Source organism: Rhodococcus sp. FG69, from assembly GCF_057808915.1.
The window spans coordinates 80,702-96,802 of the sequence record NZ_JBMDIX010000016.1; the positions used below are offsets into that span (position 1 = coordinate 80,702).

Below are 16,101 nucleotides of genomic sequence, written 5' to 3' on the forward strand. Positions count from 1 at the left end.
CCGTTCACATGCGAGGCTGGTTCCCGTCTGCTGAGCCTTGCTGGTATGCGGCGAAGACCTCGTCGGCAGAGGAGAAGATTCGGTCGGGTCGGATCTTGCCGTACACGCCGTACTCGGTGAGTACTCGTGTCAATGCCGGGTCGAGGCCTGTAAGCGCGAAGTGAATGTTGTGAGCGTGGACGTAGTCGACCAAGCCGCTCAGGGCTTCGCCCGCGGAGTAGTCGATGTCGTTGATCGACGAGCAATCGAGCACCATCCAGTGCAGCGGGTCGGGAGTTGCAGCAACGAGAGCTTCCACTTCGGTTGTGAAACGACTTGCGTTGGCATAGAACAGGTCAGCGCCGTACCGGAAGACGAGCAATCCGGGTGCGCTCTGAAGTCCAAGCTTCGCCTGGACATAGCGTGCATTGCCCGAGTCGTCCCGATCCATGACGAAACGTGCCGGTTGATATTGACGGCGGACGAGTTCGGCGATGGACAATGCGATGCCGAGAATAACCGCTTGTTCGACGCCGACCAGTACGACAACAGCGGCTGTTGTGGCGGCGATCAAGAATTCGCTTCGTCGCCAGGCTCGAATTCGTCGAAGACCGGTGACGTTGACCAGGCCGATGCCGATGAGGAAGACAACCGTCGCGAGCACCGACAGCGGCATTTGTTCGAGGAGTCCGGTGGCGAACAGCGCAACTCCGAGAGCGCAGAGGGCCATGGTGATGTTCGCGATCTGCGTTCGGCCGTGGTGTTCGGCGAGGACCTCTGTCTTGGTCGGGCTGCCGTTCACGACGAAGGTTCCGGTTGCCCCTGCGGTCAGGTTGGCCATCGACAACCCGAGGATGTCCTGGTTGACGTTCACTCGCTCGCCGCGCTTCATGGCATAACTGCGTGAAGTTGCGGCTGATTGGGACACGATGAGAATGAAGCACGAAAATGCGATGGACAGAACGCCGATTCCTTGTTCGAGGCTGACGGACGACGGTAAGCCTGGTGTAGGGAGTCCGCCGGTCATGGCGCCGACTACCGAGACGCCATGAGCTGAGGCGTCGAAGTAGTTCGAAGCGACGATCGCGAGAACCACGGCGACCATCGCACCGGGAATCGACGGGGCACTCCGCTTACATGCGACGATCACTGCGAGGGTGCCGAAGGAGAAGGCCGCGTCGCGCCAATTCACGTCGGCGAGATCGGTCAGGGTTGCCCATTGTTGGCGTAGCCAGTGGCCTTGTGCGTCAGGCAGACCCAACATTGTGGGGATTTGCTCGGTCAGTACCTGCACACCGACACCGGTGAGAAACCCGACCAGAACGGCAGTGCTGAGGAAGTCGCCGAGGAACCCGAGTCGAAGTATGCGAGCCACCAACAACATCAGCGCGCACGCGAGAGCAGTGAGCGAGGCCCAGGCCAGCCATTCTTCGGTATTCGGGGACAGTCCGGCGACTCCGAGACCGGTGATCCCGGCGGCAAGGATCGCAGCGGTAGCGGAGTCCGCGCCGACGACCAACAGACGCGACGAGCAGAACAGCGCGAACGCGATCGTTGGGAAGATGATCGTGTACAGCCCGGACGCAATCGGTGTCTCGGCAATAGAGGTGTATCCCATCACTTCCGGGATGGCGATCGCCGCCAGCGTCCCCCCGGCGAGCACGTCACGGCCGAGCCAACTTCGTCGATACCCTCGCAACGACGGTGGAATGAGCTTCACCCTTGAATTGAATCGTGGACCACCAGGCCGCAACATGAACAGCAGGGGAACAATTCGCACTACGGAATGTTGGAGGCAGAGACTCCGCGCACGATCGTGGTTGAGTGCGGTCACCTGGGGTAACCGAAGTCGATGACCGAACATGAGCCCGAGATCGCAAGTGTCGAACCGCAAAACCCCGAACCGGACAACACCGCAGGGCTGGAGTCGGGTGGCAGCGTCGTGCAGGGCGACACTCCTCCCGCAGAATCGAGCGTCGGCGGCCCGCAACACGAACCACCGCAGCGCACCCTGGCCGCGCCGATCATCGCCATCAGCCTGGTGGGTTTGCTCGCCGTCGTAATCGCGGCAGGTCTGATCGGCCGCATTTTCGGCCTCTTCTGAACCCGACGTCCGAACGGACGCGGGTCCGATCGAATCAGCTTTCGTCCGGGTCCAGAGCGTCCTTGATCTTGCCCATTACGCCCTTCTCGGTCCCGAGGGCCGCTGACCTCGGATCGCCCTTAGGGCCGTCGTAGGTGGAGTACAGCTTTGGGTCAGGTACCGGTGCAGACGCATTGTCGCCCAGGGGTTGCGGGTCGGCGAGGAATCCCATCTGCCGCTTGCCGTCGGGTGCCAGCCGATTCGCCTATCCGCCTGTGGCCGAGAATTCCCCGTCCGCGCCTCCATACTCAGGGCTACGCTGGACTGAGAACACACGTCTCGCGGATGCGCGCGTGCGTAAACCGATCAGAGGACGCTCATGGCCCGCGACGACTTCGCAGACAGCCCGAACCACTACGGTGCTCAGAACATCGATCTGAGCACGAACGGTAACGGAGTCCGTTCAGCCGAAGTCAACGAGATCGACGACCTGCGAGACAGCTTGACCGCACTCTCTGGGCTGGCAATGAACAGCCTGACGCTTCCGCAGATGCTCACCCATATTGCAGAGTTCGCAGTCAATGCGATACCGGGTGCCGACGGCGCCGGGTTGACCCTGCAGCACGGTGACCGTCGCGACACGATCGTCGCTACCGCCGAATTCGTCGTGGAGGTCGACACCATCCAGTACACCCTTGGTGAGGGGCCGTGTATCACGGCAGCCGCAGAGGGCAGGACGGTTCGATCCAACTCGCTCGGCGGCGACGGGAACTGGCCACGTTTCGGACCGCGTGTCGGACGGTTGGGTGTGCACAGTGTCCTGTCGCTGCCGCTCATCGCGGCCGACGGCGTGCTCGGGGCGATGAACGTCTACGCGCACGACAAGAACGCATTCGACGAGCGTGCTGTTGCGCTAGGCGAGTTGTTCGCGGTACCCGCCGCCGTCTCGGTGCAGAACGCCAGGACGCTGTCCAACGCCTTGCTGCTGACACACCAGCTCGAGAAGGCACTGACCAATCGCAAGGTCATCGACCATGCCATCGGCATTATCGTCAGCCGAAGCGGCTGCTCCAGCACCGAAGCATTCGCAAAGCTACGTGTGATGAGTCAGAAGGACAACATGAAGCTGTCCGAGGTTGCACAGGCAATTTTCGACGACGCCCAGCGACGCGCCCAGGCACGCCGCAAAGCGTGACGAGGCGCGTCGTCGAACTATCCGTCGTCGATCTATCTGCGGGAGGTAAGGCGCTCGGCTAAAACCTTGACCGGGGTATTCGTGTTCTGCGAGATGGTCGACAACATCGCAAAGGCTTGCTGTGCATCGATGTTGTAGCGCTCCATGATCATCCCCTTTGCCTGCCCGATCGCATCTCGAGATGCGAGCGCGCGGGCGAACTGTTCCTCGTGGGTGGAGGTCATCAGAGCCAGGGCACAGTGCGCTGCCAGCGCGGTGGCCCCGGCGACCGCGTGAGCCGAGAACGCACCGATCGCGCGGGAATGCACGGTCAGTGCACCGAGTACATCGGTGCCCGCACACAAGGCCAGGGCGAGCACCGACCTGGCCTCCGTATTGTCGACAGCCGCGGAAGTGAATCTCGTCCAACGGGTTTCGCCGCGTAAGTCGCACACCAGAACTGTTTCCCTGGTGCGCAGCGATTGGCGGGTAGGACCTTCGCCGACGTCGTCCTGGATACCTTGCATGGCGGCTGCGAGTGCGTCGGTAGATACGTTCGATCGCACTGTGCCGTTGCCGGCTAGTAGAGCTACGGACGCGCCGTCGGCCCCGTGGATCAACCGCACTGCGGCGGTCGTGACAGCTTCGGAGGTGAGTTGAATGCTGGAGCGTTGGGTGTACAGATCCAGGGCAGCTTGTGCCAACGCCTGCGCATCGGCGCCAACGGTCCGTCCGTTGAGGTCCGGGCCCGAGTCGACCCCTTGGACCATACCTGGCTCCAATTGTGTCAGCGGGTCGAGGGTTCGGGCGAATGCTGATGGTGCGTGTGCGAATTCGGTCGACAAGGAGTCCCCGCTTTCCGAGCTGAGGCGCGTTTCGTGGACAGCTGTCCTTCGGCATGTCCCGATTGGTGCGCGATAGCCCTGGAAGCCACGAAGCGACGGTGTATAGCCCGCGCTGCGGTCAGAACCCGGGCGAAGAAGAAATCTGTCGACGACATGACCTTGCGGCGAGGGCGTCGATCCCGGTTCGGCTGTGTGCTCAGCCCCTCAATTTGATACCCGATGTCCGGTTCTGTCAAGCGGGCGCGGGCACTGTCGAGCTGTCCCGAACTTGGTCTCTACCGAAGTGCTCTCGGTCCGCGTAGGGTCAAGGTGTCGACATCTATGGGGCGGGTCCCGACCCGTCGCTCGCGTCGACGCGTCGCATTCTCGTTCGAGCGTGTGCAGTCCAGAAGAATGACCGGCGGTCGGGTCGCCTCGGATGCTCTCGTGGAGATTTCCTCGAATTTGGCTCTCGCCCTCGACTCGCTGACCGAGGTGTGTGCCGATCCAGCCATCGATCTTGGCGTCCTTCTGCAGCAATTGGTTTCCGCTGCCGAGGAGTCGGTCGAGTCGTTGGTCTCGGTGACTCTCACGGTGTGGGTCGACGACTACCCGTTCACAGTTGCCGCGACGACCGGAAGTGGCAGTGATTCCGTGCAGGCTTCGGTGTGGATACCACTGCCTGCGGAGTCGCACGCGACGGTGGGTTCGGAGCTTCTGCTGTTGGCGGGCGCTCCGGGAGCGTTCGTGGACATGGCCGCAGACGTAGTCTTCGTGCTCAGACTGGATCCGGACGTGGTGAAGCTCGACGTCCACCTGTGGGCAAACGACTCGGAGATATACAGCGAGACAATCGATCTCGACGATCGGAGGACTGTCGATCAGGCTCTCGGTGTCTTGGTTGCGCAGGGTGCAGTTCTGCAGGACGCAGACGAGGATCTGCGGCTTCGGGCAGATCGTCATGGATACGCCCTTGCCGACGCTGCCCGCGTCGTTCTGGCCGATGCGTACCGCTGAAGGCTCGAACACCGACGGCCGGACGACGTCGATACGCAGGCATTGGTGTGAGTCGGCTCGAATGGGGTAGTCGAGATGGGTCGGGTCGGTGAAGCGATGAACGGACTTCCGACGTACCCCACATCCGTACCCACATCGAGGAGAACTTCGCATGAGAGCAGTAACGTGGCACGGCAAGCGAGACGTTCGGGTCGACACAGTGCCCGACCCGGTCATCCAGAAGCCGACCGATGCCATCATCGAGGTGACGTCGACGAACATCTGTGGATCGGATCTGCACCTGTACGAGGTGCTCGGTGCGTTCATGAACCCGGGGGACATTCTGGGACACGAGCCGATGGGAATCGTCCGCGAGGTCGGCGCCGAGGTCGGAAACCTAGCCATCGGTGACAGGGTTGTCGTTCCGTTCCAAATATCCTGCGGCAGTTGCTATATGTGTGACAAGGCGCTGTACACCCAGTGCGAGACCACTCAGGTTCGAGATCAGGGAATGGGTGCGGCACTGTTCGGCTTCTCCGAACTGTACGGCAGCGTCCCCGGTGGTCAGGCCGAACTTCTTCGCATACCGCAAGCCCAGTTCACTCATATCAAGGTGCCGGATGGCCCCGCGGACTCGCGGTTCGTGTATCTCTCGGACGTCCTCCCTACTGCCTGGCAGGCAGTGGCGTACGCAGAGATTCCCGCCGGCGGTTCCGTCACCGTTCTCGGGCTCGGTCCGATCGGTGACATGGCGGCCCGCATCGCAACGCATCTCGGATACGACGTCATCGCAGTAGATCGAGTTCCGGAGCGGCTGGCCCGCGCGCAGGCACGTGGGATCAAGATCGTCGATCTCGGGCAGCATGCCGGCGAACTCGGCGATGTCATTCGTGACATGACAGACGGCCGGGGCACCGATTCCGTCATCGACGCAGTCGGCATGGAAGCCCACGGCTCACCTGTAGCGAAAGCTGCTCAGCAGATCACCGGGATGTTGCCCGACTTCATAGGCAAGCCGATGATGCAGAAGGCAGGGGTCGACAGGCTCGGTGCGCTCTACGCCGCGATCGACATCGTCCGCCGCGGCGGCACCATCTCGCTGATCGGCGTGTACGGAGGGATGGCCGATCCACTTCCGATGTTGACGATGTTCGACAAGCAGATTCAGCTCCGCATGGGTCAGGCGAACGTGAAGAAGTGGGTCGAGCAGATCATGCCCCTGCTCACCGATGAGGACCCTCTCGGAGTCGATACCTTCGCCACCCATGAACTTCCGCTCGATGAAGCGCCGCATGCGTACGAGATCTTTCAGAAGAAGCAGGACGGTGCGGTGAAGGTGATTCTGAAGCCGTGACGAATGACGTCGGTCCTACTGCATCTCCAGCCGTTCGCGTACGACAACGAGGCGTTGGCGCAACTCTTCCTCGTCGATGACGCCGCGTGCGATCAGTGAGTGCGCGAGCGCGACCAGCTGGTTCTCCGGATAGGGGAGGTCGGCGTACGTCGACGCGGACATGTCGTCCTCCTCGTTCCGGCGCTGCGAGAAATCTGGAATGTCGGTGTCGCACGATGCTCGATCGAGGACGTCGCACAGAGCATCCAGACTCGACTTCCACGGCGGTAGCGGGTTGCTGACGCCGTGTTTGGCTGCCATTCGAGGCCAGACATGGTCGCGGGCAACTATGTCGTTCAGTACTGCTATCTCGGTGTAGCTCATGACGCGTCCTCGGCCGTTGCTCTGCTCGCAGGATGGATGGCCGGCCTGGTGCCGGTGATCACGTTGGTGGTCACTCCCGGGGTGGGCAGTGCAACCCCGATCAAGCAGTCGCGAGTGATGATCTCCGCCAGTCGATCCTCGTTCCATCCCTCGGTTCCGGCTGGGCGAACCGGCATCACCATGAATCGGTGCTTCTGGTTCGAGTCCTGCACTCGGACGGCGATGTCCTCGGGAAGCACGAGTCCGAACTCGGCAAGAACTTGCCGGGGCCATCGGACCAGACGGCGCCGGTAGTTCGGCGTCCGGTACCACTCCGGTGAGTTACCGAGAATCGGCCGGGGATAGCAGGAGCAGAGGGTGCAGACGATGACGTGATGAAGGGTGGGTGTGTCTTCGAGAATCTCGAAGGCGGTGAAGTCGCTCGGCGTTCCGAAACCTGTCGGCTCCATCCAATCCACTCCGACCTCGCGGCTTGCGGCCATCGCGTCGGTGACAGCGAGTTGCCGGAAGGCAGGGTCGAGCCACGCACGAGCAACCAGACGGGCGGCGGGCGTCGGACCGATTTGCTCCGCGAATTCGGTGAAGTGTCGATGCTCTTCGGCGGTGAAAATGCCCTTTTCGATGCACAATTCGCGAAGGGCGATTTCGAGCACCTCGAAGTCGGTGATTTCGTCGACCATGGGTGCCACGGTGCGGGTGTGGTCGTGATCGTGATCGGACACGCTGCCTCCAGAGGGTGTGGACCGTGAATGTCGTGTGCGTTCAGCTCGATCGAAGCCAGCGCTCCGGGAGTTCGGTCTGCAGGGAGTCCGAGGCCGGTCCCCGGTAGCCGTCCCACAGGTGTGCGAGGTCGAATCGAACGACGTAGAACCACTCCGGAGTCGCATCTGGACGGTCCCAGGTTTCGTCCTCCGGGGCTGGACTTTCGTATGCCACGGCGGCGATCTCGCCGGTGGCGCCGCGCACGTATTCGGGAGTGCGGGTGTAGAAGAGAACGGGAAAGTCTCGAACCGCCACGGAATCGCCGACCGCGAACTTCGGAGTGCCTGCTCGCCCGGCGAATACCTGCGGATCGCCCTTGCCGAGGGCATGAATGTGATGAGAATTGCGCGCGATCTGTGACCCATCGCCTTCGAACGCCGGGTGAGCGTCTGGCATCGCGCCCTTCAACCCGCCCTCGTAGCGCTGCTGGACCTTCTCCATGCGGTCGCTCAGTTCACCGGAACTGATATACCGCTTCTCCGTGAGAATGCGAGCGACGGCCAGTAGCCATCGGCCGTAGTAGGGAAGGCCGAGATAGACCGCTCGACCCACGTCGACGTTCCCTATTCGCCGACGTTCCTCGGAAACCCACACTCCTCGCCACGCGAGAACCTCGCAGATGACGTAGGTCAGGTGTTCCCAGTGTTCGTATTCCTTGTTCTCGTACTTGATCGGTGCGTCGGGTTCACCGCCGACATCATGGGACGGTTTCAGGTACGCCGCGTATCGGGAATGGTCGATCAGATCCGGGGTGGGCGCGTCGGGAAGTTCGGGGTAGGCCGATTTCAGACGCGATACGAGGTCGAGTTGTGCTGCACGTTCTGCCGAGTTGGTCATCGAAGATGCCTTCGCGTTCCGGACACACTCACTTGCTACCAGTAGTCGCGGCAGTCGCCTCACGGCGAACTATCCGCTTACTCCGTACTCGATCGTGGGGCACAGTCGGTTGCCGCACGCCGACCTGGATCGTGAGATCTTAAGATCTCACATCCGGGCTCGACGCGTCGGCAAATTCGACGATCGCAGGACCCAGGACTACTACCCGATGTGCACAGGGGTATCGCTGACCTTGACGTCGTCCTTCTTCGCGCGGACGAGCAACACCACCACCGGGCTGACGAGGGCGACCATGATCGCGGCCGTGCCGAAGGCCCATGCGTAGCCTGAGACCTCGGCCGAGAATGCGTGATCGATGGTGGCCGTGACGAATTCCCTGATGGGCTCCGGCAGTGATGCGAGAACCTCGTCGGACGGAATTTCCTGCGTTGCAAGCGCTTCCGCGGGGACGCCCGCCGGGGGAGTCGGGGCCGGATTGTCGGCGAGGTACGAGGACTTGCTGGAGGTGTACACGGTGGTGAACACGGCAGCGCCGAGCGCTCCACCGACCTGCAGTGTTGCATTGATCAGCGCGCTGGCCGCTCCTGCGTCGTGATCGGGCACGCCGATCAGCGCCACGTTCTGCATGGGAACCATCAGCAATCCCAGACCGAGACCGAGGAGGACAACGCCGGGCAGGACGTGAGTCCAGTAGGAGGTGTGCACACCGATCTGCGTCAGCAATGCCAGGCCGATCGCCGAGACCAGTGGGCCCACAGCCATCATCGGCTTCGGTCCGATTCTCGGCATCAGCGCCGATGCAACGGCAGCGGTGACCAGAATGCCCGCAGTCATCGGCAACGATGCGACGCCGGCAACTACCGGACTCATCTCCAGCACGATCTGGAAGTAGAACGTCAGGTACAACGTGCCACCCAATAGCGCAGCGCCGATGACAGCGGAACCGATGTACGCCGCGCCTCGATCGCGGTCGAGCAAGACGCTGAGTGGAAGCAGCGGATGATCCGACTTCGCCTCCACCACGACGAAGGCAGCCAGCAGCAGCAGTCCGATGGCGATGAACGAGATGGTGGACACGGTCGCCCAGCCGTCTTCGGCCTCGGTGAAGCCGTAGACCAGTGAGGCAAGACCGAGCGCGACGAGAATGGCACCGGGCAGGTCGTAGCGGGTGTTTCCTTCTGCCTTGCTCTCGTTCACGAAGGGCACTGCGGCGGCGATGGCGAATACGGCCACTGGGATGTTCACGAGCAGGCACCAACGCCAGTTCGCATACTCGGTGAGCACGCCTCCGAGCAGAAGACCGACCGCTGCGCCGCCACCGGCGATCGCACCGAACACGCCGAATGCCTTTGCGCGTTCCTTGGGTTCGGTGAACGTGACGGTCAGGATGGCCAGTGCGGCGGGAGCGAGCAGGGCCGCGAAGACGCCCTGGCCTGCGCGTGCCACGAACAGTTGCCACCCCTCCTGCGCCAAACCGCCGACGGCGGAGGCGACCGCAAAACCTGCCATGCCGACGATGAACGAACGCTTGCGACCCCAGTAGTCGGCAATACGCCCACCGAGTAGCAGCAATGCGCCGAAAGCCAGTGCGTACGCGGTGATGACCCAGGCGCGGGCGCCGTCGCTGATGCCGAGATCCAGCTGCGCCTGTGGCAGGGCGATGTTGACGATGGTGCCGTCCAGCACGATCGTGAGCTGAGTGATGGCGACGATGCACAGCACCAGCCATCGGCGCTCGTAGTTCGGATTCGCGGCGGGCGCGTGCCCGTCGAGTTGCTGGTCCATGATCGTTTCCCTACTGAAGTTCGCTGAGAGTCTCGGGCGCAGAAGTATCACTCGTAACTTATGGGGCAGTCAGGCTGCAGTCAAACGAACTAGTTGGTTGGAACGTAGTAAGGTCGGTCACATGAGAGCTGACGCAGGAGCGACTCGGGCGCGGATCGTTGCCGCTGCCCGAACCGAATTCGCAGCGTACGGACTCGCCGGCGCACGCGTCGACCGGATATCTGCCAACGCGAGCGCAAGCAAAGAACGGTTGTACGCGTACTTCGGGGACAAGGAATCGCTGTTCGCCGCAGCGGTCGCCGACGGTTTCGCTCGCTTCGCCGACGCAGTGCCGTTCACCGTCGATGATCTTGGGCAGTTTGCTGCACGCGTGTACCGGCATCTGTGTTCGGAACCCGAAGAGCATCGAATTCTGTTGTGGGCGCAGCTACAACAGGCGTCGTGTCTTCAAGGCGACGATACGATCGGAGGCGTCCTGGACGCCCGTGCGGCCGAGGTGGCTCAGGCCCAGCGGAACGGCACGCTCAATGCGGATGTCGCCGCCGAGGACCTGATGACCCTTTTGTTCGGGATCGTGTCGGCCTGGTTGACCACACCGGGACAGATGGCGGTCTCGTCCGACGCTGAACTGGATCGGCGATGCCGTGTGATCGAGTCGGCCGTTCGACGGCTCTGCGAGGTACGGACGGACTGATGCGATGGATGTCGCGACGGACGGTTGCATAGCTGTGTGCTCAACCACGCACCCGTCCGCGGGTATCGCTGCTGAGCAACGGCACCCTTGTGCGCATGCCTCGACGGGCCCAACTCGAAACCCCCGGTGACGAACCGAGGTTCGCTGCTCAGAACTCGGAGACGGTCGGGTGGTCGATGTCGACCAGTTCCCGGGCGAGGCGATGTAGTGGGGTGTTCTGTTGCTGTGACAACTTCGCCAGCAGCTCGAAAGCCTGCACTGCGTCGATGTCGTAACGCTCCATGATCATCCCCTTGGCCTGTCCGATGATGTCCCGACTGGCCAGGCTGGCACGAAACTGTTGATCGTCTCGGGCGGCGAGCATCGCGATGGCGGCGTGCGCGGCGAGTGCTTCACCGGTTGTGACTGCATCCGCATCGAACGCTCCGGCGGTATTGCTGTAGAGCTCGAGTACACCGAGATCGTCGGCGTTGCTGTAGAGCTCGAACGCGGCAAGCGACTTGATGCCCTCGTCGACGGCACTGGAGGCGAACAGTGGCCACCGGTTCTCCACGTCGAGATCCGCGGCAACGACGACGTCGTGATGGCGCACCTCGGTGACCGCGGGTCCTTCGTCGAGTTCGTACTGACGCAGGCACAACCGCTCTGCACGCGGATCGGTGGAGGCAATTACGGTTCGCTTGCCCTTGTTCACGGTGGTGATGCACCCACTGGTTGCGCCCGTGATCAAGATGAGAGCAGATCGAAGGATCTCGTCCAGAGTCTCCGGCATCGAGCGCCTGGAATCGCGCAGGGTCCGAGCCAACTCGGCGAGTAGTGCCGTCGTGTCCGACGGCCGAAAGCCATTCGACGATTTCGGCATCCACACTGTCCTTCCGCACGGGGACCATCGTGCCTCGATCGGCCAACAGACTTTATCCGATCCGAGCATCAGCTCACAGTCGTCTGTCGGCGCCGGATCAGTGGCGCACGTCGTCTACGATTCGGAACGGAGTTTCGACCCTCACGACGGAAGGCGTCAGAAGCGTGATCACCGGCAGCATCGTTGCAATTGTCACCCCCATGGCCGAGACGGGAGAGGTCGACTACGAGGCCCTCGACCGACTGGTGGAGCGCCAAGTCATCGGAGGTACGTCGGCGATCGTGTCCGTCGGGACCAGCGGTGAGTCCTCCACCCTGTCGGTCACCGAACACACCGAGGTCATCCGACGCACTATCGACGCAGTGGCAGGACGGGTTCCGGTCATCGCCGGGACAGGTGCCAACTCGACATCCGAGGCCATCGAACTGACCCGAGCTGCGTTGAAAGCGGGCGCGGATGGCGCCCTGCTCGTCACGCCGTACTACGTCAAGCCTCCACAGGAGGGTCTGTACCGACATTTCCGTGCGATCGCCGAAGCCGTCGACATTCCGCAATACCTGTACAACGTCCCGGCACGGACCGGATGCGACATGCTGCCGTCGACCGTCGCACGACTGGCCGAAATTCCGAACATCGTCGGGTTGAAGGAAGCGCTTGGTGACCTCGATCGAGTTCGCGAACTGGTGGCGCTCGAACTGGAGGGCTTCGCGCTCTACTCCGGCGACGACAGCACGGCTCGGGCCAGCATGCTGGCGGGATTCAACGGGAACATCTCGGTGACCGCCAACGTCGCGCCCGATGCCATGGCTCGAATGTGTGAAGCGGCGCTGGCCAGGGATGCGGAAACGGCGTCGGAGATCGATACCACTCTCGCGGGCCTGCACAGCGCTCTGTTCGCCGAGCCGAACCCGATTCCGGTGAAATGGGCGCTCGCAGAAATGGGACTCATGCCAGGGGGCATCAGGCTGCCGCTCGTCGAACTGGACGCCTGGCACCACGAAGATGTCCGTGCTGCCCTGCGTACTGCGGGGCTGCTCGACTGACTTTTGGAGCCGCCTCGCTGCAAGTTTGCGCAACTCGTTGACAATATTGCGCAAACTATGTCAATGTTGTGCTCGCAATCACAACGAGCAGACAGGGTGAGGCATGGCACCGACATTGACTCAGGTCGCGGAGAGAGCGGGTGTCTCGCTCTCCACCGCGTCGCGGGCCTTCAGCGCACCCGACCGAATCGGCGCCGACACGCTCGCGCGCATCATCGCCGCGGCCGACGAGATCGGCTACAGCGCGGCGTCGGGTCGCACGTCCGATGTGCGTCGTGCGGCCAGCACCGTCGCGGTCGTGGTACCCGACATCGGTCATACCGTTTTCGCGAGCTTCGTCAAGTCGGCTCAGGCGCAGGGCTGGCATCGTCGACAGACCGTCGTGCTGACCGACACCGACGGCAGTGCCGACCGCGAACGCGAGGTGATCGGCGAGTTGCAGTCGCGTGTCGACGCTCTTGTGGTGTGCGCACCGCGACTGCCGGCGGAGGACATCGTGCAGTTGGCAGGGGACACACCGCTGGTCTTGGTGAACCGGTTGTCCGACCAATGCGATTGTGTCGTAGCTGATTCGGAGGACGGGATCCGACAGGCCGTCGACTATCTCGTGGCGCTGGGGCATTCGCACATCGCATACGTTCAAGGGTCCCCGCTGTCCTGGTCCAACTCCCGCCGGGTCGAGGCAATCCAGAAGTTCGGTGCAGCGCGGGATATCGAAATCGAGATACTCGGCTGGCAGCAGGAAACTCTCGCGGGTGGACATGCGGCAGCGGCGAGTGTCATCGCGACCGGAGCATCCGCGGTTATGACCCACAACGACCCCATGGCGATCGGCGTCATGAATGGCGTTCGCTCGATGGGCTTCTCGGTGCCGGATGATCTCAGCGTCATCGGCATCGACGACTCACCTCTGGCCGAGCTTGCACATCCGGCGCTGACAAGCATCAATGTCCCGATGGGCCGGGCCGGGCTCGTCAGTTCCGACCTTGTCTTCCAGCGCGCTACCGAACCGGATTCGGAGCCTCGCGTGGTGCATCTTCCCACTCAATTGGTCGTACGCGTTTCGTCCGGGCCTCCCCGTGACCGCGCTGGACTCACACGAAAGGACGAGTCTTAGATGAAGATCGTCGTGGCCGATTCCAATCTCCTCCCGCATCGGGAGCGCTTCGAGAGTCAGCTTCAATCGAACTGTCAGGTGATGTGGCACAGCAACTTCGACGAGCAGGCTCTTGTTGCAGACATTACCGACGCGGAGGTATACGTCGGGGGCAAGTTCACCTCGGCTTTGGCGTCGGCTGCCCAGAGGCTGCGCCTCGTTCATGTCGCAGGTGCCGGTACCGACGGTGTCGCATTCGACGCACTGGCCGGAGACACTCTCGTTGCCAACACGTTCCATCACGAACGCTCGATCGCCGAATACGTGACGTCGACCGCGGTTGTACTCCGACGCGGATTTCTCGGGCAGGACCGAGCACTGCGACAGGGACGTTGGGCGACCCCCGTGTACGACACGGCACTGAACCAGCCGGATACCTTCGGTTCTGCAACCGTCGGATTCGTCGGATTCGGCCACATCGGCGCGCAATCATGGTCCCTGATAAAGGGATTCGGTTGCACCGGAATCGCCGTCACCGGCACCGGATCCGTCGACGCGCATGCGTACGGGCTTTCCTGGGCCGGAGCGATCGATCGGCTGGATGATCTGATGACGGAGGCCGACATCGTCGTGGTGTCCGCGCCGTTGAACGACGGTACGGCCGGGATGATCGGTGCCGAGCAACTTGCAGCGCTCGGCGCGCACGGAGTGCTCATCAATGTCGGGCGCGGACCGCTGGTGCAGCAAGAAGCCCTGTACGACGCTTTGGTTTCGGGCGCGCTCGGCAGCGCTGCGATCGATGTCTGGTACGACTATCCGAACTCGGACGGTCTCGGCGCACCGTCGGCTCATCCGTTCCACACGTTGGACAACCTCGTCATGACTCCGCATTCGTCCGGTATCACCAGCGAGACGTTCGAAGGTCGGGTGGACGACATCACCGCAAACATCGGTCGACTCGTTCGGGCGGAGCCGCTGTCCAATCTCGTTACGGGACCGCGCTTGTCGACCTCGAAGGTGTCCGCATCGTGAGTGAACGTATCGTTGCCGCAGAGGTCATCGTCTGCAGCCCGACGCGCAACTTCGTCACGCTGAAGGTGACCACCTCGGACGGCGTCGTCGGCTACGGCGACGCAACCCTCAACGGCCGCGAGTTGGCCGTGGCGTCGTATCTACGCGACCACGTTGCCCCGCTTCTCCTCGGCCGCGATCCGGCGCGTATCGAGGACACCTGGCAGTACCTCTATCGGGGTGTGTACTGGCGCCGTGGACCGGTGACCATGTCTGCAATCGGCGCAGTCGACCTGGCGCTGTGGGACATCAAGGGAAAGGCACTCGGGCAGCCGGTGTACCAGCTGCTGGGCGGCGCGGTTCGCGACCGCATACTGTCGTACACCCACGCGACCGGCTGGGACGTGCCGGAGCTGCTCGACTCCGTCGACAGGCGGCGTGAACAGGGCTTTCGGGCGGTTCGCGCCCAGTCGGGAGTGCCAGGGCTCGAGTCGGTCTACGGCGTACACAAAGGCGCGGCAGGGTACGAGCCTGCCGGGCGCGGGGCACACCCGGTGGAAGAGGTCTGGGACACCGACGCGTACCTCAACCATGTTCCCGGGGTATTGACTGCCGTACGTGAACATGTCGGCTCCGAACTGAAGTTGCTGCACGACGCCCACCACCGACTCACTCCGCAGCAGGCAGCCAGGTTGGGGAAGTCCCTCGAAGCGGTCGATCTCTTCTGGCTCGAAGACGTGACACCAGCCGAGGACCAGCATGCGCTTCGTCTGGTACGCAATCACACCACGACGCCGCTCGCGATCGGCGAAGTGTTCAACACGATCTGGGACTGCCAGCAGCTGATCTCGGAGAACTTGATCGACTTCATTCGCGTGGCCATCGCCCACGCCGGCGGAATCAGTCACGTGCGAAAGATATTCGCGCTCGCCGAGATTCATCAGGTCCGCTGCGGACCGCACGGTCCGTCCGACGTCTCGCCGATCACGATGGCGGCCAGTATTCACCTGGGGATGTCCACTCCGAACTTCGGTATCCAGGAGTTCATGGGTTACGGCCCCCTGGTCGACGAGGTGTTCCCGCACGCGTGGTCGTTCGCCGACGGCTACCTGACGCCGGGTGAGGCGCCAGGGCTCGGAGTCGACTTCGACGAGGCACTCGCCGCACGGTACCCCTACGAGCCCGCGTACCTTCCGGTCGCGCGTCGGCTCGACGGCTCCATGACAGATTGGTGAGCA

General features: G+C 62.7%; 16 protein-coding genes and 1 pseudogene. 9 read left to right on the forward strand and 8 right to left on the reverse strand.

Annotated features, from left to right (window positions below; translation table 11 throughout):
* Window positions 1-4 precede the first annotated feature (4 nt).
* On the reverse strand, window positions 5-1,699 hold the full coding sequence (locus ACODSO_RS14445) for a SulP family inorganic anion transporter (RefSeq protein ID WP_489037443.1): 1,695 nt from the start codon (window positions 1,697-1,699) through the stop codon (window positions 5-7).
* Window positions 1,700-1,831: 132 nt separating this feature from the next.
* On the opposite strand from ACODSO_RS14445, the gene ACODSO_RS14450 reads away from it, so the two are divergent.
* Window positions 1,832-2,083 carry a DUF6480 family protein gene (locus tag ACODSO_RS14450; protein WP_068370802.1) on the forward strand — a complete coding sequence of 84 codons (252 nt, stop codon included), beginning with the start codon at window positions 1,832-1,834 and terminating at the stop codon, window positions 2,081-2,083.
* A 34-nt stretch (window positions 2,084-2,117) separates the two neighbouring features.
* On the opposite strand, the pseudogene ACODSO_RS14455 reads toward ACODSO_RS14450, so the two are convergent.
* Window positions 2,118-2,327, reverse strand: a pseudogene (locus tag ACODSO_RS14455) (manganese catalase); the annotation flags it as partial.
* Between the two features lie 114 nt (window positions 2,328-2,441).
* Here ACODSO_RS14455 and ACODSO_RS14460 point away from each other — a divergent pair.
* A complete protein-coding gene (locus tag ACODSO_RS14460; RefSeq protein ID WP_489037445.1) occupies window positions 2,442-3,257 on the forward strand; it encodes a GAF and ANTAR domain-containing protein in 816 nt (271 codons plus the stop codon).
* Between the two features lie 32 nt (window positions 3,258-3,289).
* Here the strand turns inward: ACODSO_RS14460 and ACODSO_RS14465 are convergent, their stop codons facing one another.
* On the reverse strand, window positions 3,290-4,006 hold the full coding sequence (locus ACODSO_RS14465; RefSeq protein WP_489037446.1) for a GAF and ANTAR domain-containing protein: 717 nt from the start codon (window positions 4,004-4,006) through the stop codon (window positions 3,290-3,292).
* Between the two features lie 396 nt (window positions 4,007-4,402).
* Here ACODSO_RS14465 and ACODSO_RS14470 point away from each other — a divergent pair, with 396 nt between their 5' ends.
* Both ACODSO_RS14470 and ACODSO_RS14475 read left to right on the forward strand, forming a co-directional pair.
* On the forward strand, window positions 4,403-5,077 hold the full coding sequence (locus tag ACODSO_RS14470) for a hypothetical protein (protein WP_489037447.1): 675 nt from the start codon (window positions 4,403-4,405) through the stop codon (window positions 5,075-5,077).
* A gap of 151 nt (window positions 5,078-5,228) precedes the next feature.
* Window positions 5,229-6,410, forward strand: coding sequence for a zinc-dependent alcohol dehydrogenase (locus ACODSO_RS14475; protein WP_489037448.1), 1,182 nt, complete (start codon window positions 5,229-5,231; stop codon window positions 6,408-6,410).
* A gap of 15 nt (window positions 6,411-6,425) precedes the next feature.
* Here the strand turns inward: ACODSO_RS14475 and ACODSO_RS14480 are convergent, their stop codons facing one another.
* The 4 genes from ACODSO_RS14480 to ACODSO_RS14495 all read right to left on the reverse strand — a co-directional run bounded on the left by ACODSO_RS14480 (window position 6,426) and on the right by ACODSO_RS14495 (window position 10,157).
* Window positions 6,426-6,773, reverse strand: coding sequence for a thiocyanate hydrolase (locus tag ACODSO_RS14480; RefSeq protein WP_489037449.1), 348 nt, complete (start codon window positions 6,771-6,773; stop codon window positions 6,426-6,428).
* Entirely contained in the window at window positions 6,770-7,453 is a 684-nt protein-coding gene (gene scnC, locus ACODSO_RS14485) for a thiocyanate hydrolase subunit gamma (protein ID WP_489037489.1), read from the reverse strand. The genes ACODSO_RS14480 and scnC overlap by 4 nt, the downstream gene beginning before the upstream one ends.
* An 82-nt stretch (window positions 7,454-7,535) precedes the next feature.
* Window positions 7,536-8,372: an SH3-like domain-containing protein gene (locus tag ACODSO_RS14490; protein WP_489037450.1), complete on the reverse strand. Its 837-nt coding sequence runs from the start codon at window positions 8,370-8,372 to the stop codon at window positions 7,536-7,538.
* A gap of 201 nt (window positions 8,373-8,573) precedes the next feature.
* Window positions 8,574-10,157, reverse strand: a complete 1,584-nt coding sequence (locus ACODSO_RS14495; protein WP_489037451.1) for an MFS transporter — start codon at window positions 10,155-10,157, stop codon at window positions 8,574-8,576.
* A gap of 121 nt (window positions 10,158-10,278) precedes the next feature.
* Here ACODSO_RS14495 and ACODSO_RS14500 point away from each other — a divergent pair, with 121 nt between their 5' ends.
* Window positions 10,279-10,851 (forward strand): TetR/AcrR family transcriptional regulator, encoded by a 573-nt coding sequence (locus ACODSO_RS14500; RefSeq protein ID WP_489037452.1) that lies wholly within the window; start codon window positions 10,279-10,281, stop codon window positions 10,849-10,851.
* Between the two features lie 148 nt (window positions 10,852-10,999).
* Here ACODSO_RS14500 and ACODSO_RS14505 read toward each other — a convergent pair whose 3' ends face one another.
* Complete coding sequence (locus ACODSO_RS14505; protein ID WP_489037453.1) at window positions 11,000-11,713, reverse strand: GAF and ANTAR domain-containing protein; 714 nt, start codon at window positions 11,711-11,713, stop codon at window positions 11,000-11,002.
* Window positions 11,714-11,877: 164 nt separating this feature from the next.
* Here ACODSO_RS14505 and dapA point away from each other — a divergent pair, with 164 nt between their 5' ends.
* The 4 genes from dapA (at window position 11,878) to manD (ending at window position 16,098) form a co-directional block, all read left to right on the forward strand.
* Window positions 11,878-12,756, forward strand: coding sequence for a 4-hydroxy-tetrahydrodipicolinate synthase (dapA, locus tag ACODSO_RS14510; RefSeq protein ID WP_489037454.1), 879 nt, complete (start codon window positions 11,878-11,880; stop codon window positions 12,754-12,756).
* 103 nt (window positions 12,757-12,859) lie between these two features.
* Window positions 12,860-13,873, forward strand: a complete 1,014-nt coding sequence (locus tag ACODSO_RS14515) for a LacI family DNA-binding transcriptional regulator (RefSeq protein ID WP_489037455.1) — start codon at window positions 12,860-12,862, stop codon at window positions 13,871-13,873.
* Window positions 13,874-14,884: a 2-hydroxyacid dehydrogenase gene (locus ACODSO_RS14520; RefSeq protein ID WP_489037457.1), complete on the forward strand. Its 1,011-nt coding sequence runs from the start codon at window positions 13,874-13,876 to the stop codon at window positions 14,882-14,884.
* Complete coding sequence (manD, locus tag ACODSO_RS14525) at window positions 14,881-16,098, forward strand: D-mannonate dehydratase ManD (protein ID WP_489037458.1); 1,218 nt, start codon at window positions 14,881-14,883, stop codon at window positions 16,096-16,098. The genes ACODSO_RS14520 and manD overlap by 4 nt, the downstream gene beginning before the upstream one ends.
* Window positions 16,099-16,101: the final 3 nt, after the last annotated feature.

Coding starts and splice junctions, on each gene's coding strand:
- ACODSO_RS14450 (WP_068370802.1), top strand. CDS start 1,832: ATGACCGAACATGAGCCCGAGATCGCAAGTGTCGAACCGCAAAACCCC.
- ACODSO_RS14460 (WP_489037445.1), top strand. CDS start 2,442: ATGGCCCGCGACGACTTCGCAGACAGCCCGAACCACTACGGTGCTCAG.
- ACODSO_RS14465 (WP_489037446.1), bottom strand. CDS start 4,006: ATGGTCCAAGGGGTCGACTCGGGCCCGGACCTCAACGGACGGACCGTT.
- ACODSO_RS14470 (WP_489037447.1), top strand. CDS start 4,403: ATGGGGCGGGTCCCGACCCGTCGCTCGCGTCGACGCGTCGCATTCTCG.
- ACODSO_RS14475 (WP_489037448.1), top strand. CDS start 5,229: ATGAGAGCAGTAACGTGGCACGGCAAGCGAGACGTTCGGGTCGACACA.
- ACODSO_RS14480 (WP_489037449.1), bottom strand. CDS start 6,773: ATGAGCTACACCGAGATAGCAGTACTGAACGACATAGTTGCCCGCGAC.
- scnC (WP_489037489.1), bottom strand. CDS start 7,453: ATGGTCGACGAAATCACCGACTTCGAGGTGCTCGAAATCGCCCTTCGC.
- ACODSO_RS14490 (WP_489037450.1), bottom strand. CDS start 8,372: ATGACCAACTCGGCAGAACGTGCAGCACAACTCGACCTCGTATCGCGT.
- ACODSO_RS14495 (WP_489037451.1), bottom strand. CDS start 10,157: ATGGACCAGCAACTCGACGGGCACGCGCCCGCCGCGAATCCGAACTAC.
- ACODSO_RS14500 (WP_489037452.1), top strand. CDS start 10,279: ATGAGAGCTGACGCAGGAGCGACTCGGGCGCGGATCGTTGCCGCTGCC.
- ACODSO_RS14505 (WP_489037453.1), bottom strand. CDS start 11,713: ATGCCGAAATCGTCGAATGGCTTTCGGCCGTCGGACACGACGGCACTA.
- ACODSO_RS14515 (WP_489037455.1), top strand. CDS start 12,860: ATGGCACCGACATTGACTCAGGTCGCGGAGAGAGCGGGTGTCTCGCTC.
- ACODSO_RS14520 (WP_489037457.1), top strand. CDS start 13,874: ATGAAGATCGTCGTGGCCGATTCCAATCTCCTCCCGCATCGGGAGCGC.